This window comes from Paenibacillus ginsengihumi DSM 21568 (assembly GCF_000380965.1).
Lineage (GTDB): Bacteria > Bacillota > Bacilli > Paenibacillales > NBRC-103111 > Paenibacillus_G > Paenibacillus_G ginsengihumi.
The window spans coordinates 14,394-40,170 of record NZ_KB905581.1 but is presented as its reverse complement, the minus strand read 5'-3'; the positions used below and the strand labels follow the sequence as shown (position 1 = coordinate 40,170).

Annotated in this window: 19 protein-coding genes; 8 read left to right on the top strand and 11 right to left on the bottom strand. The window is 57.1% G+C overall.

What is annotated here, in order from left to right; genetic code table 11:
• Nucleotides 1–86: 86 nt before the first annotated feature.
• Together motA and motB are read left to right on the top strand one after the other, a co-directional pair.
• Nucleotides 87–893: a flagellar motor stator protein MotA gene (gene motA, locus F591_RS0116700; RefSeq protein ID WP_019535768.1), complete on the top strand. Its 807-nt coding sequence runs from the start codon at nt 87–89 to the stop codon at nt 891–893.
• Entirely contained in the window at nt 874–1,662 is a 789-nt protein-coding gene (gene motB, locus F591_RS0116695; RefSeq protein ID WP_019535767.1) for a flagellar motor protein MotB, read from the top strand. Before motA ends, motB begins: the two co-directional genes overlap by 20 nt.
• Before the next feature lie 53 nt (nt 1,663–1,715).
• Here the strand turns inward: motB and F591_RS0116690 are convergent, their stop codons facing one another.
• Nucleotides 1,716–2,663 carry a helix-turn-helix transcriptional regulator gene (locus F591_RS0116690; protein ID WP_019535766.1) on the bottom strand — a complete coding sequence of 316 codons (948 nt, stop codon included), beginning with the start codon at nt 2,661–2,663 and terminating at the stop codon, nt 1,716–1,718.
• 187 nt (nt 2,664–2,850) lie between these two features.
• Between F591_RS0116690 and F591_RS0116685 the strand changes: the two genes are divergently transcribed.
• Entirely contained in the window at nt 2,851–4,038 is a 1,188-nt protein-coding gene (locus tag F591_RS0116685; RefSeq protein ID WP_019535765.1) for an MFS transporter, read from the top strand.
• A 199-nt stretch (nt 4,039–4,237) separates the two neighbouring features.
• On the top strand, nt 4,238–4,399 hold the full coding sequence (locus tag F591_RS32050) for a hypothetical protein (RefSeq protein ID WP_019535764.1): 162 nt from the start codon (nt 4,238–4,240) through the stop codon (nt 4,397–4,399).
• Nucleotides 4,400–4,771: 372 nt separating this feature from the next.
• Here the strand turns inward: F591_RS32050 and F591_RS30500 are convergent, their stop codons facing one another.
• The 4 genes from F591_RS30500 to F591_RS0116655 all read right to left on the bottom strand — a co-directional run bounded on the left by F591_RS30500 (nt 4,772) and on the right by F591_RS0116655 (nt 10,293).
• Entirely contained in the window at nt 4,772–4,921 is a 150-nt protein-coding gene (locus F591_RS30500) for a DUF4083 family protein (protein ID WP_156829596.1), read from the bottom strand.
• A 217-nt stretch (nt 4,922–5,138) separates the two neighbouring features.
• Entirely contained in the window at nt 5,139–8,885 is a 3,747-nt protein-coding gene (locus F591_RS32900; protein ID WP_019535761.1) for a rhamnogalacturonan lyase family protein, read from the bottom strand.
• Between the two features lie 316 nt (nt 8,886–9,201).
• Nucleotides 9,202–9,870, bottom strand: coding sequence for an NAD(P)H-dependent oxidoreductase (locus F591_RS0116660; RefSeq protein WP_019535760.1), 669 nt, complete (start codon nt 9,868–9,870; stop codon nt 9,202–9,204).
• A gap of 222 nt (nt 9,871–10,092) precedes the next feature.
• Nucleotides 10,093–10,293 (bottom strand): cold-shock protein, encoded by a 201-nt coding sequence (locus tag F591_RS0116655; RefSeq protein WP_019535759.1) that lies wholly within the window; start codon nt 10,291–10,293, stop codon nt 10,093–10,095.
• A gap of 333 nt (nt 10,294–10,626) precedes the next feature.
• On the opposite strand from F591_RS0116655, the gene F591_RS0116650 reads away from it, so the two are divergent.
• Nucleotides 10,627–12,129, top strand: a complete 1,503-nt coding sequence (locus F591_RS0116650) for an FAD-dependent oxidoreductase (RefSeq protein WP_019535758.1) — start codon at nt 10,627–10,629, stop codon at nt 12,127–12,129.
• Between the two features lie 87 nt (nt 12,130–12,216).
• Here the strand turns inward: F591_RS0116650 and F591_RS0116645 are convergent, their stop codons facing one another.
• The 5 genes from F591_RS0116645 to F591_RS0116620 form a co-directional block, all read right to left on the bottom strand.
• Nucleotides 12,217–14,013, bottom strand: a complete 1,797-nt coding sequence (locus F591_RS0116645) for an ABC transporter ATP-binding protein (protein WP_051109210.1) — start codon at nt 14,011–14,013, stop codon at nt 12,217–12,219.
• 46 nt (nt 14,014–14,059) lie between these two features.
• Nucleotides 14,060–15,793: an ABC transporter ATP-binding protein gene (locus F591_RS0116640; RefSeq protein ID WP_019535756.1), complete on the bottom strand. Its 1,734-nt coding sequence runs from the start codon at nt 15,791–15,793 to the stop codon at nt 14,060–14,062.
• A 36-nt stretch (nt 15,794–15,829) separates the two neighbouring features.
• Nucleotides 15,830–16,297: a MarR family winged helix-turn-helix transcriptional regulator gene (locus F591_RS0116635; protein WP_019535755.1), complete on the bottom strand. Its 468-nt coding sequence runs from the start codon at nt 16,295–16,297 to the stop codon at nt 15,830–15,832.
• Nucleotides 16,298–16,613: 316 nt separating this feature from the next.
• Complete coding sequence (locus F591_RS0116625) at nt 16,614–18,617, bottom strand: bifunctional diguanylate cyclase/phosphodiesterase (RefSeq protein WP_019535753.1); 2,004 nt, start codon at nt 18,615–18,617, stop codon at nt 16,614–16,616.
• A 198-nt stretch (nt 18,618–18,815) separates the two neighbouring features.
• Entirely contained in the window at nt 18,816–19,850 is a 1,035-nt protein-coding gene (locus F591_RS0116620) for an HD-GYP domain-containing protein (RefSeq protein WP_019535752.1), read from the bottom strand.
• Between the two features lie 279 nt (nt 19,851–20,129).
• Between F591_RS0116620 and F591_RS0116615 the strand changes: the two genes are divergently transcribed.
• Together F591_RS0116615 and F591_RS0116610 are read left to right on the top strand one after the other, a co-directional pair.
• Complete coding sequence (locus F591_RS0116615; RefSeq protein ID WP_083935511.1) at nt 20,130–20,552, top strand: flagellar brake protein; 423 nt, start codon at nt 20,130–20,132, stop codon at nt 20,550–20,552.
• A 54-nt stretch (nt 20,553–20,606) separates the two neighbouring features.
• The gene (locus F591_RS0116610) at nt 20,607–23,720 is read left to right on the top strand and encodes an ATP-binding protein (protein WP_019535750.1); all 3,114 of its coding nucleotides are present in this window, start codon (nt 20,607–20,609) and stop codon (nt 23,718–23,720) included.
• On the opposite strand, the gene F591_RS0116605 is transcribed toward F591_RS0116610, so the two are convergent.
• Nucleotides 23,702–24,832 carry a response regulator gene (locus F591_RS0116605; RefSeq protein WP_019535749.1) on the bottom strand — a complete coding sequence of 377 codons (1,131 nt, stop codon included), beginning with the start codon at nt 24,830–24,832 and terminating at the stop codon, nt 23,702–23,704. The genes F591_RS0116610 and F591_RS0116605 overlap by 19 nt on opposite strands.
• Nucleotides 24,833–25,296: 464 nt before the next feature.
• On the opposite strand from F591_RS0116605, the gene F591_RS0116600 reads away from it, so the two are divergent.
• Nucleotides 25,297–25,647, top strand: a complete 351-nt coding sequence (locus tag F591_RS0116600) for a hypothetical protein (RefSeq protein WP_019535748.1) — start codon at nt 25,297–25,299, stop codon at nt 25,645–25,647.
• Nucleotides 25,648–25,777 lie beyond the last annotated feature (130 nt).

Below are 25,777 nucleotides of genomic sequence, written 5' to 3'. Positions count from 1 at the left end.
TACTTCCCGTTCATAATGTCGAAATAATAGGAAGAAAGGTGGCGACAAGGCCGCAGAATTATAGAACGATTAGGGGAGACGTAAGCGTGGAAAAGTCAACGATTATAGGACTGATTCTGGGAATCCTTGCCGTCGGACTGGGAATGATCCTGAAGGGGGCAAGCCTGGCGGCGCTGGTGAATCCCGCTGCTATCATGATTATTATCGTCGGCACGATCGCCGCAGTATTTATCGCTTTTCCCATGCAAGATTTGCGGATGGTGCCCAAGCTGTTTGGCATTGTATTCAAGCAGCAGAAGCTGATCCCGAAGACGGAACTGATCAACATGTTCACGGAATGGGCGATGATCAGCCGCCGCGAAGGGCTGCTGGCAATGGAAGACAAGATCGAGGGCATCGACGATGCTTTCCTGAAGTCCGGAGTGCGCATGATCGTCGACGGCAGCGATCAGGAATTCGTTCACGACGTCCTGATGGAGGATATCGCCGCGATGGAGGAGAGACACCGCACCGGCGCCGCTATTTTTACTCAGGCAGGGACGTACGCGCCGACGCTCGGCGTGCTCGGGGCGGTTGTCGGGCTCGTCGCCGCGCTGAGCGACCTGAGTAACACCGAAGAATTGGGCCATTTGATTTCTGCCGCTTTCATCGCGACGCTGCTGGGGATTTTTACGGGATACGTATTGTGGCACCCGATGGCGAACAAGCTGAAGCAGCGCTCCAAGAAGGAAGTGGCGATCCGCCTCATGATGATCGAAGGGCTGCTGTCGATCCAGTCGGGCATTACGCCGAATGCCGTTCGGCAAAAGCTGGAGGTGTTCCTGTCTCCGGCGGAGCGTAAGGCGATGGAGCTTGCGGAAGGGGGAGCCAGCCGTGCGGAAGAAGCAGCATAGACAGGCGCATCATGAGGAGCATATCGACGAGTCCTGGTTGATTCCTTATGCCGACCTGTTGACGCTGCTCCTGGCATTGTTCATCATCCTGTTTGCCTCCAGCCAGGTCGATTCGAAGAAGTTCGATCAGATTATGAAGTCGTTGAACGCGGCCTTTACCGGGGGAACGAGCTTTTTCGAGATTTTTAAGTCTACGCCGATCGAGATGGAGCAGCCGGACTTCGGCCAGACGGAGATGGACCGCGTCTCCAGCCAACTGGCCGTCGAAGCGGATCAGCAGGCGGCGTGGGAGAAGGAGATGCAGGATCTCAGCGAGCTGAAGGCGCAGATCGATCTGTATATTCAGGAGAACCAGCTGTCGACGCAGCTGGAGACGGAGCTGAACCGGAATATGCTCGTGCTCCGCATCCGGGATCACGCCCTGTTCGAGTCGGGTTCGGCCACGGTGAAGTCCGATTCCAGGCAGCTTGCTCAAGCGATAGGCAACATGCTCTCCGAATACCCGGAATATCCGGTGGAAGTGGCAGGACATACGGACAATGTGCCAATCCGCAACAGCACCTTCCCGTCGAACTGGGACTTAAGCTCAAGCCGAGCTTTGAATTTCATGAAGATCATGATGCAGAACGAAAATTTGGATCCCGCCCGGTTCCGCACCATCGGCTACGGGGAATATAAGCCGATCGATTCGAACGACACCGAAGAAGGACGATCGAGGAATCGGCGGGTGGAAGTCAGCATTTTGCACAACGTCAAATTCGATGAATAATGGAAGGGCGGCTGTCGGTTTCATCCGGGGGCTGCCTTTTTTAAATGCCAATGCTACGAATATTTGGCTATCAATTCCGTTAAATGCCGCTTCAACTCGTCAACCAGCTCTTGCGGCTGCTTGACGGTCGCTTCGCTCCCCAGCCCGATGAAAAATTTGGCATAGAAGGCTATATCGTTCCGCGCAACCGGCCCTTCCAGCCACCCCGTGCCATCCTCCCGCACATGCAGATGAGCGCCGAGCCACATGACGGCTTCGCACATTTGGACGCCTTGGCGGCTTAGTTCCGCGTAAAGCTGGACCGATTCTTTCTCCGATCGGAAACATGATTCCTTATTGCCAAGATGAACGTCCCGCAAATCAAGCGGCTCCGTACCGTCCGCATCGTATTCCGCCGAACGAATGCGGTCGCAGCGGAAGATGCGAAAATCTTGGCGAAGAAAGCAGTACGCCGGGCAGAACCACAATCCGTTGCTCGCATAGATGCCAATCGGTTGTATTTTGCGGCATACTCCGTCTCCCCGGGACTCGTATTCGATGGCAAGCACCTTCTGCCGAACGGCGGCCTCAAGCAGGATCGACAAATACGGGGAGGCCTGCTGCCGCGTCGGCGTCACGAAGTCGAACCGGTTCTTCATCTGATCGATACGGTCGCGCACGTCCCCGGACAGGTGCAAATAAAATTTGTGCAGCGCGGAAGCCGTCTCCGCTTCGAAAGGCAGCGAAGAATAGTGGCGAAGCGCATGCGCGGCAAAAAACAAAGCCACGGCTTCTCTTTCGGTGAAGGCGATTGGCGGCAAAATGCTTTCCTTCAGCACCTGGTAGCCGCCGTGAGGACCAACCTCCGAATACAGCGGAAAACCGAGCGAGCTCAATTCCTGCAAATCTCTCAGCATCGTTCTTGTAGAGACGCCGAACTCCGCGGCCAGTTCTTTCACGGTAAACTTCCGTTTTCGGTTGACCGTCATCATCAGCTCCAGCAAACGTTTCGATTTGGACATAACCAGGCCCCCGCCATTTTATAATTAGGCGCCGATGACGAACGAATCCTTCGTCATCGGTCTCACCTTCGGTACTGAAAATTCGCCGACGGACTTCGTCGAATTTTCGGGATAGTGACAATATTTGTCGCTATTATGCATTACAATGGGCCTTAAGTCAAATCCATTTGCGAAAGAGTTGATAACGATGCGTCAAATCACTGTGCTGTTTTTTCTGATTATGTTTTTGATCGGTACGGATACGTTTCTGATTTCTCCACTGATTCCGACATTGCAAAGCTTGTTCGATGTGCCGACTCGCATGGCGGGCTGGATGGTAGGAGCCTATACTTTAGGCTCGTCGGCGTTCGCGCTGATCGCGGGACCATTATCTGACGGGTGGGACCGGAAAAAAGTGCTGGTAGGAGGACTGGTGTGCTTCGCGGTTTCGACGGGCCTGTGCGGTTTCGCCATCGATTTCTGGACGATGGTGCTGTTTCGATTTCTGGCAGGGGTAAGCGCGGCATTCACGGCGCCGCAGGTGTGGGCCGCCATACCGACATTGCTGCCCCCGGCTAAAGTCGGCAAGGCGCTGGGCGCGGCTTATGCCGGGCTCGCCGTCTCCCAGGCGCTGGGCGTGCCGATCGGCAGCCTGCTGGCGGCAGGCTATTGGGCGGTTCCTTTCTGGGCCATCGGCTGCGTGTCTTTGCTGCTGGCGGCTGTCGCCATAGCGGTTGTGCCAAGCATGAAACCGAGCCAACCGCTCAGGGCTCAGCAAGTTTCGATCTTCTCAAGATACGTTCCACTGCTTAACAGCAGCAGGGCGAGAGGCACTTACGCCGCTTACTTTTTCGTCCATCTCGGGAGCAGCGCCGCCTTCGCCTTTCTCGGCAAATGGATGACGGACCGCTTTCACCTCTCGGTAGATGAGACGGTATACGTGATCGTTTTTCTGGGGCTCGGCAATTTGCTCGGCAGCTTATGGAGCGCTCAGGTAATCAAGACGTTGACTCCGCTGCGGACGATGGCGGCGGGAATGCCGATCGCAGCTGCCGCTTATATCGCGCTGCCTCATGTATCGTCGGTTTTGATCGCCGCGGGCGCTTATATGTTCATTTTTGCGATTCTCGGCATTTTGTTCCCGCTCATGGTGGGGCTGCTGAACAGTCTGAATCCGACCATCCGCGGCACGATTTCCAGTCTGGCCACCTCCACCATGAATGCGGCGACGACGTGCGGCGCTTGGACAGCCGGGATGCTGTATGCAGGCTTTGGCGGGTATGCCGCGATTGGGATGTTTGCGGGAGTCTGCCTGGCGGGCTCGCTGCTCGCCTTCCTCTCTAGCGGGGTGCTCTCGGCGGAAAAAGCAGAGTCGGGCGGGAGCAGGGCTCATTGAGCCATGGCGGGGAGGGGTGGCTTCTTGCGGGGGATGAACCTCGGCGAAGGCTAGTTTATGCTGATAGCCGCTGTTTTATTTGGAATAAGCCTATTAAGAAGTCGTCACTGAAGAATTATAGGGAAAAGCGACGGGCGGAGGATAAAACAGCCTGGATCGGAGCACAATATTCCAGATTCCGGTTGAGGGAGGTTATCCGATGGACGAGCATACGAAGCAGGGAATGGAAAATCTGGAGACGACGGCGGAAGCGGCCGATCTGGTGACGATCCCTGAAGGGGCCAAAGAATACGTCGATTTGATCGGCGATGAAGATCTGGATTCTTTCGGCAATCCGGGTTCGAATGCAGACCGGAGATAGGCGTTTCCTGCCATCCCGACGAAAGGCTATCCCCGCACGTCCGGCGTATGGACCAAAGGGTGGCCTTTTTGGCGTAAGATAGAGGAATTTGTTCTTGAAATTTTGTAATATAAGTAAAAAATAAGCTACAATGGGGATAACCTCACGGATGCAAGGGAGGTGAAGACGTGAGCTGGATTTTTTGGCCGGAGCTTATCGTATTCGCTGTATGTGTGATTTTGCTTATGTTCGGTATTTATTACGTTGTACGCAAGTGGAAGAACCTTTTCCGAAGAGTCGAACAATTGGAACAAACCGTATATCAGGACAAAATTCGATGATCGGCTCATAGAAAAAGCGGATCTCTTCCCGAGACCCGCTTGCCGTATGAGATTAGCGCTGCTCATGCTTATTCAGCAGCTCTATGATTTTATCCAGTTTGTCCGCCACATCGCGCGCCTGCTTCTTTCTCCAATTGATGTAGCTTATAACCGAGATTCCCGCATAAATAAAAAGAACGACGAACAACAACCAGATGAGCATCGGAATAATCCCCGCCAAACCAATATTCGCAACCGCCTAAAGTAACACCTTCCTCTCCTGTTCTTTTGCCCAATTGTCTTACAATTTCCCATTTTATGAAAGAGAGAGGGTCGCCTCCCTCGGATATTTCCGATCCAAGACGGAGGGATTCCCTCTCTCTCGTATGTTCCTTATGCTGCTGCGGCTTCGCCAGCCCGTGTCTCCCGCGAGCGCGAGCTTACCTGCTGACTGTCACCGTGATTGGATCGCTTCGCGTTGTCCCCGCGTCGTTGATCAATTCGGCGTAGTACTGGTACGTTCCGGGCGCTCTGCCCTGCAGGGTGGTGACGGCCGATTGCGCCTGCGGCGAGGCGGCGGCCAGCGGCTGGCTGTCGATCAGCCTGCCGTTCTCATACAGCTTGTACTGCGTGCCGTTCGTCCCCCACCACAGATTCATCCGCACCTCGAAGCTCCCGTCGCCGTCCCAGTTGTTATGGGACAAGACCGGCTTGGACGGCGCGGCATGCTTCACCTCCACCGTGACCGGCTCGCAGGCGGTCGTTCCGTGCCGGTTGATCAGCTCGCACGTATACCGGTATGTTCCGTTGCTTCTCCCTGTGATCGACGTTGCAATCGTCTGCGCTGACGGCGACCGGTCCTCCACCGTCCTGGCCTCGATCAATACACCGTTCTCGTACAGCTTGTAGAAGCTGCCGTTCTGGCCGTGCCACAGGTTCATCGTGATCGTATAGTCGCCGTCCAGCAGCCCGGTACCGTGCCCGTTGTCGCTCGACAGGACGGCGGTGCCGGGGGCTGCCGCAGCCGGGCCGTCAGGCGCGGCAATGACGATGTCGGCTTCCGCGGCGGCGCCCGAGCCGTCGGCGGCCGCGGCCCTCACCCGAACGGTTCCCGGCATCAGCGCTTGAAGCGTACCGGCTTGATCGATCGAAGCCGCCGAAGTCGCCGCGCCGTCAGACGAGTATACGCTCCAGACGACCGACTTGTCGGTGGCTGCCGCCGGAGCGACCAGCGCCTGCAACTGCACGGTGTCGCCGACCGCCACCTCCGGGGAAGCGGGCTCGATCCGGATGGACGAGACCGGTACCGGAATCCGGCGCAGCTGCGGCATCGGCGGCTTGGCCATGCCTTCGCCCAGATAGAAGCCCGGGTGAGGCGGCTGGTTATACCCGGTATTTTGCCAGGCGACAGCGAGGCGATAGACGGGGTCGTCCATCAGCGTATATATCCGGTGCTCCGTCACATCCGTCGTCGTGTAAATGCGCAGGGCGCTGCTGTCCTCGCTCCGCCATACGGCCTCCTCCCTCCAGTCGCCGAACAGATCGGCCTGCAGGGAAGGATTGCCTTTCGTCGTATTGTTGGAATAAGTGCCGCTGGCCGTCAACAGGTTGACCGAGCGTCCGTTTATATAGTCCCACTTGTCGATCTTGCCAACGCCGACCGAGCCATTCCACTGATGATCGAGCAGCTCGCGCAGCAGATCGCCGTCCCACCAGATGCCGAAGTTGATCGACGGCCGGGTGCTGCTGATCTTCTCGCCTTTCGCCGAGTAGACGCCGCCGACTTCCCCGCTGGCCCACACCTCTTCGCCGGGGTAACGGGGATCGATATCGGCGGACATGCCCCGCCCGACATCGTAGTTGGTCGGGATGCCCCAGATCAGCTCGCCGGTCCCGGCGTCGCGGAATTCAATGCCGGCCGGATTCGGATAATGCTCGTGCACGGCAAACACTTCCAGACCTGGCCGGGTCGGGTCAAGGTCGCCCACATGCATGGCGTCCCCATGGCCAAGCCCGGTCGAATACAGGACGGAGCCGTCGTCGTCGATCGCCATCGCCCCGTACACAATCTCATCCTTGCCGTCGCCGTCGACGTCCGCCACCGACAAATTATGATTGCCTTGCCCTGTATATTGCTCATGGCCCGGATCGTTCGTATCGAATTTCCACAGCTTCGTCAGCTGGCCGTCCCGCCAATTGTAAGCGACCAGCACGGTTCGCGTATAATAGCCCCGGGCCATGACCAGACTCGGCCGTTCTCCGTCCAGATAGGCGATAGCCGCCAGGAAACGGTCGACCCGATTGCCGTAGCTGTCGCCCCAGCTGGAGACGCTGCCGCGCGGCGGATCGTAATTCTCGGTGTGCAGCGCTCCTCCTGTTACCCCGTCGAAAATGGTAAGGTATTCCGGTCCGCTCAAAATATATCCGCTGGCATTCCGGTAATCCGCATTCGGATCGCCGATAACTTGGCCAGTTCCGTCAATCGTGCCGTCCGCCGTCTTGAAGGCGACTTCCGCCTTGCCGTCGCCGTCCAGATCATAGACCATAAACTGCGTATAATGGGCGCCGGCCCGGATATTCCGCCCGAGGTCGATGCGCCACAGAAGCGTGCCGTCCAGCTTGTAGGCGTCGATATACACATTGCCGGTATAGCCGGATTGCGAATTGTCCTTGGAGTTCGAGGGGTCCCACTTGACGATCAGCTCGTACGTTCCGTCGCCGTCCAGATCCCCGACGCTGGCATCGTTGGCGTGATACGTATAAGCTTCTCCGCTCGGGGTAACTCCGCCGTCTGGCTTTTGCAGCGGAACGTCAAGGTAGTTCTCGTTCCATACGCCGAAGGTTTCGCCTTGCCGCTCTTCGACGCCATTTCGGACGGCGCGAACCTCGTACACCGAGCCCGGACTGCCGCCGGGGTCCAAATAGTTGGTGCTGCCCGTGATCGGGGCTTCGTTGACCTTAAGGCCGTCCCGATACAGATTGAAAGCGATATCGTCCGGGTCGGTGGCGAAGAGCCGCCAGCCCGTATACACGCCTGCTTCGGTCCGGACGGCGACCGGGCTGCGGTCCAGCGTTTCCGCCTGGCGGGTGAGCACCGTCATGGCCGGCACAGACAGCACTGCGGACCGCTTGGACAAGCCGCCCTCATTGACAGCGGCGACCTCGTAATAGTAAGGCACGGTCGTGAACACGTGATCGTCGACAAAGCTCGGCTCGGCAGAGGTGCCGACCAGGCGGAAAGGGCCATCCTCAGCCTGGGAACGGTAGATATTGTAGAACAGAGCCCGATCCGAGGCATTCCAGCGAATCGCCAGCTGCCTCTTGGCCGCGCTTTCGACAGCGAGCCCGTCAGGCGCTTCCGGGGGCGGAACAGAGCGATCCGCGACCGTGACCTCGAGGACGGCGCCCGGGACGGACTCGATGCCGCGGTCCATCAGCGCGGTGGCCCGGTACCGGTACGTGGTGCCGAGCTGCACCGTTCGATCGGTGAAGGACGGATGCGGGGTCGCGCCGAGCATGGTAAAGTCGTCATCCTCCTCCGCCGCGCGGTACAGGTTGTAGCCCGTCGCTCCGTATACCGCATCCCAGACGAGGCGGACAGACGAGCTTGCGGCATAGGTCGCCTCCGCGACCGTTAGCCCGTTCGGGGCGGTCGTCGGCGCCAGCTCGATGGCGTTCACGCGCCCGTCCCGGCCGAATCGGAAGGTCATCTGGCCGTCGTTCACAACGACTCTCTGCTTCAGCTCGGCGTATTGTCCGCTGGAGGAGGACATCGTGCCGTAGGAGACGCCTTCAATCGCGACTTCCGTCCGGTTGGAGGCGATGGCATCGCCGGCGATGATCGTGACCTCATACTCGCCATTCGGCAAGTCCACCATAAAAGCGTAGTCTGAGGCGAGCACAAAATCCCGCAGCAGCGGGTCGGATGTTCCCCGGTCCCGCTGATTGACGGTTTTGTTCAAGCCGTAGCCCAGCGTCTGGTCGTAAATCGTCGTGTGGGCGACCCGAGTATAGCCCGGGGCGACGGGGCTCGTCTCGGAGCCGAAGTCGAATTTGCCGCCGGACGCCGCACCGGCGGCTTCCTCGGCGGCGGCTTGTCCGTTCGTCCAGCCGCCAGCTCCGCCCATCAGAGAGAGGGCCATGGCGGCCGTCAGGACGGCAGACAGGATGCGCTTGCAGCGTTGCATATCGTCTTCCTCCTTATTATGGAATGACAGCGTTTACAATTGTATCATAAGCATGGCGTCGAAATCTTTACACAATCCGGCTAATTATCGCTCAAAATTGCAATCTTTTGTCTTGTCGAACCTCGGAACAAAGAAAAGCCGGCTGCAGAGCAGCCGGGCGGGCGTTGGAATCCTTAAAGCGAAGCCGCCAGCAAACATCGCATGACGACGGCAGGCAAGCGGATAACGTCTCTTTTTGATCGCACGAGGAGCTGGCCTGTATGATGGGCAGCGTGCGCGGGGGCGGCCGCATCGCTGATGAAGGCGCTGGCCGAAGTCAGTTCACCCACGTCACGACCTGCTCCACAGGCCGTCTCGTCTTGGCGCGCGGCTCGCGGACGCGGTAGCCGAAGGCGGCCATGCAGGCCACGCCGAGGCGCGAGCGGTCCAGAATGCCTTCTTCCTCCAGGATGCGCTCGACCTGTTCCTTGTCGAAGCCCTCGATAGGGCAGGAATCGATGCCGATCATGGCGGCGGAGGTCATCATATTGCCGAGGGCGATATAAGCTTGCCGGCATCCCCATTCGAACATCGCCCGGTCGTTGCCGAGCAGCGCGAAATCCGATTCCAGAAAGCGGTGATACATCTCCTTTTTCTTGGCAGCGACCTCCTGAGGAAGCTCCTGAACCTGCGCGGAGATGCTCGCGATATACTCGGAATCGGGCATCAGCTCGCTGGGCCGGCGCGACAGGATGAGCAGGAAGTGGCTGGCGGTCGGCAACGTTTTTTGCGCGCCCCAGGTCACGGGGAGCAACTTGGCGCGCATGTCGGCATTTTGCAGGACGACGAATTGCCACGGCTCGAAGCCGAAGGAGCTGGGCGACAACCGTCCGGTCTCCAAAATATAGGCGAAATCGGCCTCGCTGATTTTCCGGTCGGGATCGAACTCCTTGCATGCATGTCTGAAACGGTAAGCCTGCAGCACTTGTTCCTTTGTATTGTCCACGCGAATCCTATCCTTTCTGTTCTAAAATTGAGGTTCGGTGCTCGTCTCTTAAGTAAGCGCTTGGCTGTCAAAATGATTATATAATATAAGCTACCAAAAAGTAAGTGTGTGCATTCGTGGGCGATAGTCTGACGCGCAAAGCGGTCTGAATGCCGAATTTCGGGCAATAAAACAGCCGCCTCAACCGAAGTTGGGGCGGCTTGGCCGTCTGGCGATGTGGTCTTACAGCTTGACGACGTTCTCGGCTTGCGGTCCGCGGTTGCCTTGCACCACGTTGAATTCAACGCGCTGGCCTTCGTCCAGCGTTTTGAAGCCGTCGCCTGTGATCGCGCTGAAATGCACGAATACGTCGTTGCCGCCTTCCACCTCGATGAAGCCGTAGCCTTTCTCTGCGTTGAACCATTTTACTGTACCTGTTTGCATGGGATAACCTCCAAATTGTTTTTTAACATGCTCTTTTTTAATTCTTTCTTCAAGAAAATAAAAAATTCACATATTGCAAAAGGCTCCATCGCTAAAATGATAACCCTTTACAATATGTGAATCAGGTTTCAAGTTCTCGACTTATCTGAACTGTATCACAATTCGGAACGAAACGCAAGGCCCGGGCATTCGCGGCGCATGACGATGTGCCGGCTGCAGGGGGGCGCCGTCCGACATCCATGCAACCTTTTGAAACAACCGTCCGTATAAATCTTTGGGAAAGGCAAGGCATGGATTAGAAAAAAAGGCGATGACCATGATCAGGGGGAACAGATGAAACCGAAATATCGTGTTGTGGCAGGTTTGATGATCGCGCTGCTTATTTTCCTGGCTGGCTGTGAGGCGGGCTCGGATGATCGGGGCCGGGGAAATGACTCGTTTCCCGACGTCGCGGTGATCGGCTCGGAAATCGAAGGCATGTATTTGGCCCGGGCGGCGAAGGATGAAGGGCTGTCGGTCGTTATTCTTGATCCGAGGAACCAGCCGGGCGGGCAGCTTGTTCAGGGGGAAATGCATTTTTTGGACGAGCCGGAGGACGATAGCCGGCAATCGCTGCTCCAGGGCAGAGTCAAGGAGCTGTTCGACCGTTATAAGCGAGGGGACATCCGCCTGTCCGGCGAGTTCGCGCAATATTTCCATTCATTGATCGAGGATATTCCGCTGGAATCCGGCATCACCATCGTAGGAATCAAGCTGGCCCCGGAGGAAGGCAGCTCCAGGCAGCGGATCGAATCGATCACCTATCGCGATGCGGCGGGGAAAGAGAAGACGCTGCAGGCGAAGTATTGGGTGGAAAATACGGATTTCGGCGCGCTTTCCGGAAAGCTGGCGCTGAAGCGGATTCCCGGCATCGAAACGGTGTTCGGCGGCGAGAAGGATTATATGGCGGCCTCGATGATGATGAAATTCCGCCATGTCGATTGGGACAAGTTTCGCCGAGAATTCAACCGGCTGAGCAAGCAGGAGGCGGAAGAGAAATATGGGACGCAGTCGACGGTGACCGATAAGTTTACGTGGGGGTTCGGCCATGTCGGCGCAAGATATACGCCCAGCAGCAAAGAGGTCTTTTTGCGAGGTCTTAACGCGATCCATCTGCGGGACGGCGAGGTGCTGATCAACGCTCTTCTGGTGTACAATGTGGACCCGTCGAGCCCGGAAAGCGTTGAGAGAGCCCTTGCATTAGGCAAGGCCGAGACGGAAAAGGTGCTGCCTCACCTGCGCCAGGAGCTGCCCGGCTGGGAGGAAGCGGAATTGAACGGCTTCCCCAATTACTTGTACATCCGCGATTTCGACCGCTACGAGACGGAATATGTGCTGCAGGCGGCGGATCTGATGAGCGGCACGATGTTCTGGGATAATGTGAGCATTGCCGGGTATCCGATCGACCTGCAAGGAACGATGAGCCACAACTGGGGGCTGCAGGTCGGGGACCCGGACAAGTACGGGATGCCGCTAAGGTCCTTCATTCCCAAAGGCTATGCGAACGCGATCGTTGCCGGCAAAAATGTCGGAGCGTCAGCCGTCGCCTACGGCAGCGCCCGCATTCAGCCCAACACCGCGCTCGCTGCGGAAGTGATCGGGATTATGCTGGGCAGGCTGAAAGGGGAGCCGGGCCTGGCGGAGCTGACCGAGCAGGACATGAAAGAGATGCACAGCTACATTGCCGAGAAGTACGGCATCATATTAAGCGGCGTGAAAGGCGCCAATAAAATCGAGCATTTGTCCGGGGAGCAGATCGAACAGCTGAATCAAGGAAAATTGACTTTGCATGATTAATGTCGCAGCCGCGCAAAAAAAGAGGTTAGCCTGCGTTCAGTGCGCCGGCTAACCTTATTCATGTGCGTGCTGTTCTGCGCGCAAGTCCTATCCGACCTTCTGGAACTGGCTCGTATACAGCTCATAATAAAAGCCCCGATGGGCAAGCAGCTCTTCGTGCGTGCCCCGCTCGATAATTTGGCCGCCGTGGATCACGAGAATTTGATCGGCCTCCCGGATCGTGCTGAGCCGGTGAGCGATCACGAAGCTGGTGCGACCCTGCATCAGCCGGTTCATCGCTTCCTGGATATGCATCTCGGTGCGGGTATCGATGCTGCTGGTCGCCTCGTCGAGAATCAGAATCGCCGGATCGGCGAGAATGGCCCGGGCAATCGTGATCAGCTGGCGCTGCCCGTGGCTTAAGTTGCCGCCTTCAGCCGTCAGCACGGTGTCATAGCCGTGCGGCAGCTTGCGGATGAAGCCGTCGGCATTCGCCAGCCTGGCCGCCGCCTCCACCTCCTGATCGGTGGCGTCCAGCTTGCCGTAGCGTATATTTTCGCGGATGGTATCCGAGAACAGGTAGGCATCCTGCAGGACGATGCCGAGCTGCTGTCGCAGGCTGTTCTTGTCGTATTCCTGAATGCTGCGGCCGTCGATGGTCACCGTCCCCTCCCGAATTTCATAGAAGCGGGTGAGCAGATTCACGATCGTCGTCTTGCCTGCGCCGGTCGGGCCGACCAGAGCGATCGTATCGCCGGGTCTCGCGGTCAGCGTCACGCCTTTAAGGACGGAGACGTCGTCCTTGTACCCGAAGGAGACGCCGCTGAAGACGACCTCGCCGCGGACCGATTCCAGCCGCCTGCGGCCGCTGTCTTCCTCGAACTCCGTCGGCGCATCCATGATCTCGAATACGCGCTCCGCTCCGGCGATGGCGGCCTGGATCATGTTGAACTGATTGGCCAGCTCGTTGATCGGACGGCCCAGCTGCCTGGAATAGTTCAGGAAGCTGACGACGATGCCGACGCTCGTGACGCCGAGGAAGGCCAGCCAGCCGCCGCCGCAGGCGATAATCGCAAAGCTCAAGTTGTTCACGACGTTCATGACGGGACCCATCAAGCCGGTAAAAATTTGCGCGCGAATGCCGACGCTTCTGAGCCTGGCGTTGATGGCGTTGAAATCGGCGACCGCCTGCTCCTCCCGGCAAAAGGTCATGACGACCTTCTGGCCGGTTACCGTCTCCTCGATAAAGCCGTTCAGCTCGCCGAGCTGCCGCTGCTGTTCGGCGAAGTGCTTGCGCGTAAAGCCGGCCATCTTGCGGGTGATGAGCATGATCAGCGGCACGGTCACTAGGCTGAGCAGCGTCAGCCATACGTTCAGGCTGAGCATGATGACAAGCGCCCCGGCGACGTTCAGCAGACTGGAGAACACTTGGGTCACGCTCTGGTTCAGCGTGTTCGAGACGTTCTCGATGTCATTCGTCGTGCGGCTCATCAAGTCGCCGTGCGCCCGGCTGTCAAAGAAACGGAGCGGCAGCTGCTGCAGCCGGGCAAACAGATCCTTGCGCATCTCCCAGACGGTGCGCTGGGAAACCTTCGTCATCATGTAGACTTGAATCCAGGATGCAGCCGTGCCCAGCACATATATGGCGAGCAGCCCGGCGCACAGCCGCAGCAGGCCGGCGTAATCTCCGGGGATGATGTAGCGGTCGATGGCGACGCCGATCAGATACGGGCCGGCCAGCGCGATCGCTGAACTGAGCGCAGTGAGCAAAAATAAGATAAAGAGACTGCCGCGATGCCGGCTGAGATAAGCCCATAACCGAATCAGCGTCTCCTTCGTATTCCTGGGACGAGCTTTGGGAGCCATGCCGCGGGCCGCTCCGCCGCCCATCCCGCCCATGCCCATCACAGGGGGCCGGTGATCGGCGGAAGCCGCGGAAGTATTCCGATGGTCACGCACTGGCGGCATCCTCCTCTTTCAGCTGGGATCGGTAAATCTCCTGATATACCTCGCTGGTTGCCAGCAGCTCCCGGTGGGTGCCGACCGCCGCGACGCGCCCTTCGTCCAGCACGATAATCTGGTCGGCTTCCAGCACGGAAGAAATGCGCTGGGCGATAATCAGGCACGTGCTGCCTTGCATCAGCTCCTTCAGCGCGGCCTGAATCCGCGATTCGGTGCCGAGGTCGACGGCGCTCGTGCTGTCGTCCAGAATCAGGATGCGCGGCTTAATTAGCAGCGCCCTGGCGATCGAGATGCGCTGCTTCTGCCCGCCGGACAAGTTCACGCCGCGCTGGCCGAGCACCGTATCGTAGCCGTCCGCCAGCGCCGCGATGAAGTCGTGCGCCTGGGCCGCCCGGGCCGCCGCCTCGATCTCCTCCTGCGAAGCGTCCGGCCGGCCGAAGGCGATATTGTCGCGGATCGTGCCGCTGAACAGAACCGCCTGCTGCAGCACCATGCCGATCTGGCTGCGCAGATGGCGCTGCGGAAAGTCCCGGACATCGATGCCGTCGATCAGCACCCGCCCCGCGGCCACGTCATACAGGCGCGGAATCAGGCTGACGAGCGAGGACTTGCCGGAGCCGGTCGCTCCCAGTATCGCTACCGTCTGGCCGGGCTCGGCCGTGAAGCTTATGTGCTGCAGCACGGGCTCGTCGGGATCGTAGGCGAAGGACACGTCCTCGAACGCGATGCGGCCCGCGCGGATCGTGTGCGGCTTCGCTCCGTCCTTATCGCGAATTTCCGATTGCGAGCCGAGTACCTCCTGAATCCGGCCCACGGAAGCCTTGGCGCGGGAGACGTTCATCATCATCATGCCGACCATCATCATAGAGAACAGCATCTGCGTCACATAGTTGGTGAAGGCCACCAATTCGCCGACCTGCAAGGAGCCGCCCCAATACAGCTTGCCGCCGAACCAGAGCGCCGCGACGATGCTGGCGTTCAGCAGCAGGAACATGACCGGCATCATCGTAGCCATCACCAGGTTGGCCTTGACGGCGATATGCATAAAATCGTCGTTGGCGGCGCGGAACCGCTTGTTCTCGTAATCGGCGCGGACGAACGCCTTGACGACGCGAATGCCCGACAAGTTCTCCTGCAGCACGTTGTTGAGCCGGTCCAGCTTCTGCTGAACCTGGGAGAAGAGCGGGAAGCCGCGGCGGATGACGGCGAATAGCACGCCGAATAGGACGGGTGTCACGATGACGAGGATGAGCGCCAGCTTGACGCTGATCGTGAAGGCCATGATCAGGCTGCCGACCGTCAGCAGCGGGGCCCGCACCAGAATGCGCAGCAACATCTGCACGAACATCTGCACCTGGGTTACGTCGTTCGTCAGGCGGGTGATCAGCGACCCGGTCGTAAACCGCTCCAGGTTGCGGAACGAGGAAGCCTGCACCTTCATGAACAGGTCGCTTCTGACGTCGGCTCCGAACTGTTGCGACGCGATGCTGGAGAAGACGGTGCAGCCGACGCCGCCTGCGAGGCCGATCAGCGCGACGCCGAGCATGAGCGCCCCGGTCTTCTGGATATGGGCGATATCTCCCGTCAGGACGCCGTGGTCGACGATGCTGGCCATCAGCTGCGGCTGCAGCAGATCGGTGTACACCTCGACCATCATCAATAGCGGCGCGAGCAGGGCCGCTTTCCAGTAGGGCCTAATATACTTCGCGATAATTGTCCACATACCGCTATCATTCCCCCTCTCTCGTTAGCCAGCTAATCATTGCTGCGCCTCATCGGGCTTCGGCGGCTTAAGATCGGCCCGCACCAGATTGTCGTACATTTGCAGCAGCAGCCGGCGAAAGACGATTCTTTCCTCCATCGTGAAGTTTGCGAAGCAAAGCGCTTCCATTTCGTACATGAATGAGCTCAATTCGTCATGCTTCAGGCGTCCTTTCGCGGACAAATACACTCTCGACACACGTTGGTCGGCATCGTCCGGCCTGCGCTCCACGAGGCCGTTCTTCTCCATCCGCCCGAGCATGACGGTCAGCGTCGCCGGCGTAATCTGCAGCTTCTCGGCAAGCTCCTTCTGGCTCTGCCCGTCCCGTTCCGCCAGCGCGCGCAGCACCGGCGGCTGCCCGGGGTAGATGCCTTTACCCGACAGCAGCGCATGAACGGTCTGCTTATGCAGCTTGGCGACGTGCTTGAACACCAAATCGAGAGATTCGGCCTGATGAATGTCCATTGCCGCCCTCCTGTTATTAGTTAGTCAGCTAAATATAACGATAATGACTTTCGCGCTTAACGTCAAGAGGAACATGGAAAAATCCCCTCTTCTCCGTTCATCGCGGAGGATGGCGTTGGCAGCGGGAGGATGAAGCCGAATTCTGAGGATGGCGTTGGACGAAGCGTATGCTGGCAGAGAGCGCAAAATCAGGGAAGTCCGCTTCGCGACGGCGCGGCTGCGAAGCGGCGGGGATGCGCCGGAGCGGTCGATCGCGCGCTGATCCAGGGGAAGGGGAGAATACACCAGCGCCACTTGCAACAAAAAAACGCTCCGGCTAGTCCACCGGAGCGGCTTGACGCGCCTTGATCCACGATTCCAGCTCGTCGATATGGAGGGGCTTGCCGTAATAGTACCCCTGCATCAGATGGCAGCCGAGCTTGGACAAATAGTCTATATGCTCCTGCTGTTCGACGCCTTCGGCGATGACGTCGAGGTGCAGCGTTTTCGCCATCAGCATAATGGCATGGAGAATGGCGCGCTTATCGGGATTGTCCAGATCGTGCGTAAACAACCGGTCCAGTTTGAGCGCGTCGAGAGGGATCTTGTTCAGAAGCCCGATGGAAGAATACCTTGTGCCGAAATCGTCCATCGAGATGCGCACCCCCATCGCGCGAATTTGCTCCAGCTGGCGAATAATATCGTCCACATCATGCAGGATCATCGATTCCGTAATTTCGAGCTCCAGCCAGCTTGCCTCCAGCCCGGTCGACTGCAGCGCGTCCAGCACCATGCCGACCAGGCGGTCCGTCTGGAACAGCCGGACTGACAAATTGACCGATACCGGCTGGGCTACTCCTTCGGACAGCCATTGCTTGCACTGGCGGGACGCTTCCTCCAGCGTCCATCTCGTCATCGGCACGATCAGCCCCGTCTCCTCCGCGATCGATATAAATTCCGCCGGATACACGATGCCCAGCCGCGGATGCTTCCAGCGAATCAAGGCTTCGAAGCCGAACAAGCGGTTCGTTTTGACGTTCCATTTCGGTTGATACACAATATAGAACTGATTGTTTTCCAGGGCGTGCCGCAGATCCTTCTCAATCTCCATCTTCCTAACTTCCTGTTCGCCCATTTCCTCGTCATAGACGCAGTATTGGTTTTTGCCGCGCCCTTTCGCCTTGTACATGGCCGTATCGGCCGTTTTCAGCAAAACGGAGCGGTCGGTATCCTGAATCGAGCCGATGCTGATGCCGATGCTTCCGGTAATATACAGCTCATTTCCGTCAATATGGTACACTTCTTTCGTTTTTTGCAAAATTTGCTCGGCCAGCTGTTCTGCCTCTTCCCGGGTGCATTTGTTCACGATGAACAGAAACTCGTCGCCCCCGATTCGGTACGCTTGCCGGTCGCTGCGGACAAACAGGCGCAAACGGGCGCCGACTTCCTGAACGAGCAGGTCCCCGACATGGTGCCCCAGCGTATCGTTGATCGCTTTGAACTGGTCGAGATCGAGGAACAGCACGCCGATGCTGTCGTTTCCGGAATAGGTATCGAAAAAGCGGTTCATTTCATTCCGGTTGGGCAAGCCTGTCGTGATGTCTTGGTACGCCATTTTTTCCAGGACGTGCCGATCGAAGAAGATGGCTCCCCACGATATCAATAAAATGATAAAGATCATCGCGGTCACGCTATATAGGAGGAAAACTTCGACCGAGGCGGCCTGTTCCGTCATCTCGTGCCCGTGCCCCTGGAACAAGGCGGCTTTCATGCCGGTATAATGCATGCCGCAGATGGCCAGGCCCATGATGACAGAGGCCAGCCATTTGAGCCCGCTGGCCGCCTGGTAGTTCCGAAAGCGGATAAACAAAAACAAAGCCGCATAAGACGCGGCAAATGCGATGATTGCGGACAAGACCCACAACGCTTTGTTATAGGTGAGTGTGGCGGGCATGACCATCGCTTTCATACCCAAATAATGCATTGTCACAATTCCGCTGCCCATGAAAAAGCCGCCGATGGCGATGTGGATGCGGTCGATTTTTTTGGACCTTGTTATGTAGAACGCGATGAACGAAGCAATGATGCTGGCGCTCATGGAAAACAGCGTAAGCCAGACATCGTATTGCACCGGAGCGTGCAAACGAAAGGCCAGCATGCCGACGAAATGCATAGACCAAATCCCGCTGCCCATGACGAAAGATCCCGACAACAGCCAAAAAAACTTGCTTTTCCCGCTCGTATGCAATATTCTGGCCGCAAAATTTAATGCGGAATATGAAGCCAATATCGCAATCAAGACAGAGAGAGCAACAATATAAATATTGTAACTGCCTTCCAAATACACGTTTACACCTCAATTGCTGTAATCATATAGTCGTTTGGTCCGATGACTGCGTTCATCGCAGGGATCTGCTTCCTGTATTGTATGGGATAGCATTTGGCTAGACAAGGGAATGCAGACCGGGCCAGGGGAGGAAGATGCTTTCGGCGTTGTGCACTATGTTCGCATGGGCGGCTTTGGGAGACTTGACACGAATTATAGGATCTGCTTGATGTGGGTGGACAAGTCTTTGCTTAAATCGAGAAACTGATTCTCCCTTTGCACCAAGGGATGAATCGGATCATGCCGATGAATCATCACAATCGTTCCTTCGCTTCCATCTGTCAGAAGAACGGAATGGCCTATGAGGCCAGACATGATTTTTTCGATAAACAATCGGGTGATGACAGGGTCCAGCGGGCCGAACGTATCTCTCTCCATCTGATAGAGAACTTCGTAGAATGGAGACGGGTTGCGGTATATCCGCGCGGAGGTCATGGCATGGAACACGTCGGCCACCGCAACGATGCGGCTGAACAGGTCGATCTTGTCGCCGGTCAGGCCGAACGGATAGCCGCTGCCGTCCATGCGTTCATGGTGGTGCAAAGCGACGAGCGCCTGGCGGTGGTTGATGCCGACCGTTATCCTCAGTATCTCGTAGCCCAGGACGGTATGCCGCTTCATCTGGGCGTATTCTTCATCGGTAAGCTTCCCGGGCTTGTTCAAGATGTGCTCCGGGATGAGCATTTTCCCTACGTCATGCAGCAGCGCTGCGGTGGTCAGCTGCAGAAGCTCCTGGCGGTCGAGCTCCAGCCACGTCCCGAGAATGTTGGCAATCGCGCCGACCGCAATATGATGACGGTAAGTGTAGTCGCCCTTGGCCTGCAGCGAAGAGACCAAATCAAGCCAATGCGCGCTCTGGGCCGCCTCCTGCAGGATCGGGATGACGTTGTTCCTGATGTCGGCGAGCGGGATTTTTTGGGTTTCGCGCACTTCGTCGAAGAGCTGCTCCGCTTGCAGCACCGCCTCATCGATCATGATCTCGTGCGGCGAAATGCTCGTCGTAGCTTGCGGATCATCGGGAGACAGATCCCGGCTCGTCAAAGTAATGCCATGCTGCCGCAGCATTCTCAGATGCCCCAGGTTGATAATGCTCGATTCGGGGATGAGCAGTACGCCGCGGTCGCTGAAAATATCGCGATTGATTCGTTTTCCGATTGTGTGGCGGATGTCGACATCCGGTTGTGCCATCGATGATTTCCCCCTCGGAAGATTGCCATATCCAACAAGTTAACGATAAGAACTAGACAATTTCTCTACAAAATGGACGCTTATGACGGGCGCTCTTTTTTTCGCGTGGAGCCCGGCAGCTTGACGGCGAGCCTCCGTGGGCGTGCTGTGCCTAGCCGCCCATGCCGCCTTGCGCGGCGCCATCAGAAGATGACAATGGGCCGCACGCGTTAAGAATTTGTTGAGCCGACTACGGTGTAATAGGGAGATACGGTGAAAGGAGAGGGGAATACAAGCAATATGGAAAGCAGGGGGCGAGCCGACCGCAGAGTTGACTATAACGTGCAGCGAAGACGATTGTTTCGAGTACCCGTGTCGATTGAATTGAAGCTTTGCCTGGATGCTTCGCCGGTTTCTCACGATGGCGAGCCTGCTCGATTGACGACGCTGGACATCAGCGGAGGAGGGCTTTCTTTTCTATGGGCTTATCCGCTCAAGATCGCGCACACATTCGAGGGAACGGCCTGTCTGAAGACGCAAAACGGACAAAGGCTGGTTCCGTTCACCGGGGCTGTGGTAGGCTGCGTGAAGCAGCCCGATCAATCGTACCGGATATCGGTGCAATTCGTGCAGATTACAGAGGCGGAGCGCTCCGAGGTCATCAGATACTGTATGCTCAAACAGATCGAAATGCGCAATAAACTGAGAAATTATCTCATCTAGATGGTATGATAGAGAGGAAGAAGACAGCCAGATAGATGAGGTGGAGCAACAGCAATGACGTCGAAGACCAAATACGCGCTGATCGTTGCGGTATTTCTGGTAGCGATTACCGGTATACGCTTGACGTGGCTATACTTTCAGAGAACGGTAGAACATCCGCAGGCAGCCCGCGGCGTTCTCGATTTGCGAGGGTGGGAGCTGCCGCCGGAGCGCACGATTACGCTGAATGGGCAATGGGAGTTTATCCCTTCCCGCTTTGTCATGCCGGAGGAGTTCATGACAGATGACGAGGCCGGCCTGCCGGAAAGACGGCTCATTCAGGTTCCCGGAGACTGGAAGGAGGCCTTTACGGACGACGACGGAGCTGTGCTGCACTATGGAACCTACAGGCTGCGGATATTGCTTGGCGACGACAAGCATCCGGATTACAAGCTGCGCATTCAAGCGATAAGGAACGCTTCGATCATCTATGCGAACGGACGTCTGGTGGCGGAATCGGGACGCCCTGCAGACTCGCTGGAGCTGCAGGAGGCCCGGAATGTTCCGTATTCGGTTACTGTTGCTCCATCACCGCACGATGGCTCGATCGAGCTGCTCATTCATGTCTCCAACCATGCCGGACAGGGCGGCATCACCGAGCCAATCCGTTTCGGGACGGTCCAGGCTGTCGACAAGCGAACGAACCTGCTGATCGGCATGCAGCTGCTGCTCAGCGTTATTCTGGTGGTACACGGCCTATACGCTGTATTGCTCTATTTCTTGGGGGCGGCGAGCAAGGGGTTGTTTTATTTTTCCTTGCTCATGGTTTGCGCACTTGCCAGCGTGCTGACCTCCGACGACCGGCTGCTATTCGCCTTGATCCCTTATTCGTTCGAGGTTTACGCCAAAGTTACGGTGTTGTCGTATCTTGGCTCCGCGGCGTTTCTGCCGCCGATGATGAAATATTTGTTTGCCGACATCGGAAATGTCCGCGGCTTGCGGTGGTTCGGCGGCATCTGCGCCGCATGCGCCCTGCTCGCCCTCGTCTTGCCGTCCCAATATTCGCTTCACCCCATCAGTCCGATTATTCTGGGGCTGATGCTGATGGCGGCGATATTCCTCTCGATTCAAATTTTGAAAAAAGCGGAGATGGAGAAAGAGGACGCCTTGTTTTTGCTGCTCGTCTGCCTGTGCATCGCAGTGAATATCGCTTGGACGAGCCTTCGATTCAGAGTTTTTGTCAATATGTCGTTCTATCCGTTCGATCTCATGATTGCGGTTTTCGCGTTCGCGGCATTTTGGTTCAAGCGCTTTTTTCGTGCAAACCTGCAGATGAAGCGGCTTGCCGAGAAGCTTCGGCTGGCCGATAAGCGCAAGGACGATTTTCTGGTCAATACTTCGCACGAGCTGAGAAATCCTTTGCACGCCATGATCAACATTTCGCAGACGATGCTGGACGACCAAGCGCGCCCGCTGCACGAGGAGCACCGAAGAAGCTTGACGCTGCTGACCTCCATCGGCAAGCGGCTGTCGATGCTGCTGGACGATCTGCTGGATGCGGCGCGGCTGAAGGAGCGCACGATCCGGCTGCAGCTGAGCAGCGTGCACGTGCAGCCGGTGGTGACCGGCGTGCTGGAAATGCTGAAGTCCATGCTGAGCGGCAAGTCGATCCAGCTGTCGGTCGACATTGACGGCCGCTTGCCGGCGGTACGGGCGGACGAGAACCGGCTCGTTCAAATCTTGTTCAATCTGCTGCATAATGCGATCAAATATACGACTCGGGGGGAGATCGTGATCCGCGCCTCTCATGCCGGCGGAGTGGCCGTCATTCAGGTGGAGGATACGGGGATCGGGATGGACGAGGAGACGATGCGGAGAATTTTTCTGCCGTACGAGCAGGGCGATCCCGAAAAGGGCGGGGCCGTCGGAGGCTTCGGGCTCGGCCTGAGCATCTGCAAGGAGCTGGTCGAGCTGCATGGCGGCACTTTGCAAGTGAGCTCGTCTTTGGGCGAGGGTTCGGTGTTCACCTTTACGCTGCCGCTGTCGACAGAGCCGGCCAGCTCGGATGCGAACGAACAAGCTGCCGCATTCCCTGCCGCGCAGGCGCAGCCGGAGCTTTCGGAACCGGGGGCAGACTGCGACGAGAGCGGAGCGCTCGCCTCGGCTGCGGCGAACAGGCCCAGGATTTTGGCGGTTGACGACGACCCTGTCAACTTGAAGGTGCTGACCGGCATCCTTGGCCCGGACCGGTACGATATCACTGTGGCCGCCAGCGCTCCCGAAGCGCTTGCCAAGCTGGGGAAGGCGTCGTTCGATCTGGTTATCGCGGATGTGATGATGCCTGATATATCGGGCTATGCATTGACCCGGACGATCCGGGAACGCTTCACTGTATCCGAGCTGCCGGTCCTCCTGCTGACGGCAAGAAATCGCTCGGAAGATATTGTGACCGGATTTCAGGCAGGAGCGAACGATTATATTGCGAAGCCGGTGGACGCGCTGGAGCTGCGGTCGCGGGTGCGCGCGTTAACGGATCTCAAGCGATCGATCCAGGAGCGCCTTCGCATGGAAGCGGCGTGGCTGCAGGCTCAGATACAGCCGCATTTTATGTACAACACGCTGAACACGATCGCTGCGCTCGGCACGATGGATCAGGCGAAGATGCTCGATCTGCTGGAGCAATTCGGCAATTATTTGCGGATGAGCTTCGATCTGCACAATATAGACCGCGTCATTTCGCTAAGGCGCGAGCTGGAGCTGATCCACACGTATCTCTTCATTGAAAAGGAACGCTTCGGGGAACGGCTTGAGGTGCAGTGGGAGGGAGAGCTGGAGGCCGAGCTGATGGTGCCTCCGCTCGCGATACAGACGCTGGTCGAGAATGCGGTCAGGCACGGCGTGCTGCGCCGTTCGAGCGGGGGAACCGTTGTTATTCGGGTCGAGATCGCGGCGGAGGAAGCCGCGATTACAGTCAGCGACAACGGGGTAGGCATGACCAGGGAGCAGCGGGAGCAGGCGCTCGGCAAACCGACTACGTCCGGCAGGGGCATCGGACTCTATAACACCGACCGCCGCCTCAAGCAGCTTTACGGCACGGGGCTGGACATTCAAAGCGCGCCTGGCCAGGGAACGAGCATTACCTTCCGCATCCCCTTGAGGCAAGCGGCGGATCACTCCTTGTTATCCTGATTCCACTTGCGGTACCAGTCGGTAATATACGGACTGGGCTGCTCGTTCAATTCTTCATTCAGAATTGTGGTCAGGAGCCGGTATTGGCGGTGAACCGACAAATGATTGTTCGTGGAAGCGTACAGCTTCATCAAGGCAAAATGCGCTTCCTCCGCCTGCGGGTGCCTGAAGCAGATGTCCAAATACTTCTCGATGGCCTTCTCCTGATCGTTGCTTGCCAAGTACCATTCGGCCATCTGGAAAGAAATGCGGAGCCATAGCAATTTGAGCCTGTGGCGCTCGCTTTCGGCCCACCAGTAATCGAATTCCTGCAAGTATTCCCCTGTATAAATCGCCATGATTTTCTCGTATTCTTGGATCGTCTCTGCCGTGACCGGCAGTCCGGATTGCACAAAGCTTTCCCATACCTCCACGTCGAGCGTCACGTTCTTAAGCACAAGCATGTACCCGTCCGTCATATTCATCAGCTTGAAGTGAGGGGCGTACGGCTCCAGCGTTTTCCGAATATGATACACGGCCGTGTACAGCTGGGAAAACGATTTGTTCGGCTCGTATTCAGGCCACAGCAAGTCGATCAGTGCCGTCTTCCGGACGTGCTGGCCGCGGTGCTGGAGAAAATAAAGAAACAGCTCCTGGGCCCGGCTCGTCCGCCAGCGCATGGGCGTCCACAGCAGGTCGTCGGTTTCCATGGAAAAGTGCTGGAACATGTTCAGCTTCAGCGGCCGCACGTTCGCCGAACCGCTGGGGACAGACCCGGTCCGTTCCTGAATGCGCCGGATCGTTTTGGACAGGCGCTCTATACCGACCGGCTTCAGGACGTAGTCCAGGGCATTGAGCTCAAAGGCTTGCACGGCATAATCGTCATAAGCGGTAACAAAGACAATATTAAGGTATGGCTTGCTCTCCAGCAGCAGCTCGGCCAGTTCGATTCCGCTGATCTCCGGCAGGTTGATATCGAGAAAGACGACATCGACATCCCGTTGAATAATAGCGTCTTTTCCTTCGAACGGATTGACGAACTTTCCTACGATCTCCACGTCTGCGATTTTTAACAGCTGATGCTCGAGATAACTCAAGGCCAAATGTTCATCGTCGATAAGGATAACTTTCATTGTAAACTCCTTTGCATTCGCCCCGTCGAATAATTAGGGGGTCAAAGAGTAGCTTATGACGTACATCTATACAAAACCTCGACAAGTGATATGAATTGATAACGAAGTGCGGTATATTTCATATATCGGCACCGCCGCCGGCCAGGTACAGTTTTCGACGACAGGAGCTATGGATATGATGCTGAAGTATCACATTTGTTTCATAAATCGGGGGCAGGGCATTTTGCTGCTGAATCGAAACGCCCCCAGCCGGATAGGGCGCTGGAACGCATATCGATAAGAAGCTTTGCTCATCTACGCCTTCCGTTCGGAAAACGGCTGACATTCGTTGTGATGTTTGCGCGAAATATAGCGCGGAAAGCAGAAAATCCGAACAATCCCTTGATTATTTTGCTTTTCTTCTGTATGATTAAGGAACAATCGATTGTTTCACTGGGCTCATTACGGCAATCATAGGTGATGCTATGCTGCAGATCGACTCCAACGAATTCAAGAAGAAGCTTTGTCATCTGTATAACGAGGTTTCGAAGGAGCTGTTCGGGTTCGGCACGACGTTGCTTAGAGCAAGCGTGGAGAACCGGATCGTGACGCTGCATGCCAGGCATCGGCGGTCCCCGCGTTCCGACGCCTTGGAAGGCGAGGTTCCCGCTTTGAAATATGAGGTCGATTTCTATATGTCGTCGATTTACAAGAAGCGACTGAGAGAGCGGCTGGAGCAGGAGATGGGTCTGCAGATCGAGGTCATTCTTCGCGATTACGATCCAAAGACGCAAGTGGCCATCACCAATATTATATTGCAGGGAGGACGCCTGTGACGAACGAATCCTGTCGTCTTCGGCAGACACCTGCGGTACGGATCATTTCGACAGGCTTCGTCGAATGATCAGAATAGCGATCATCCATCATATCGATATTGGAGTTTCCTTTCGGATCTATCTGAAGGGA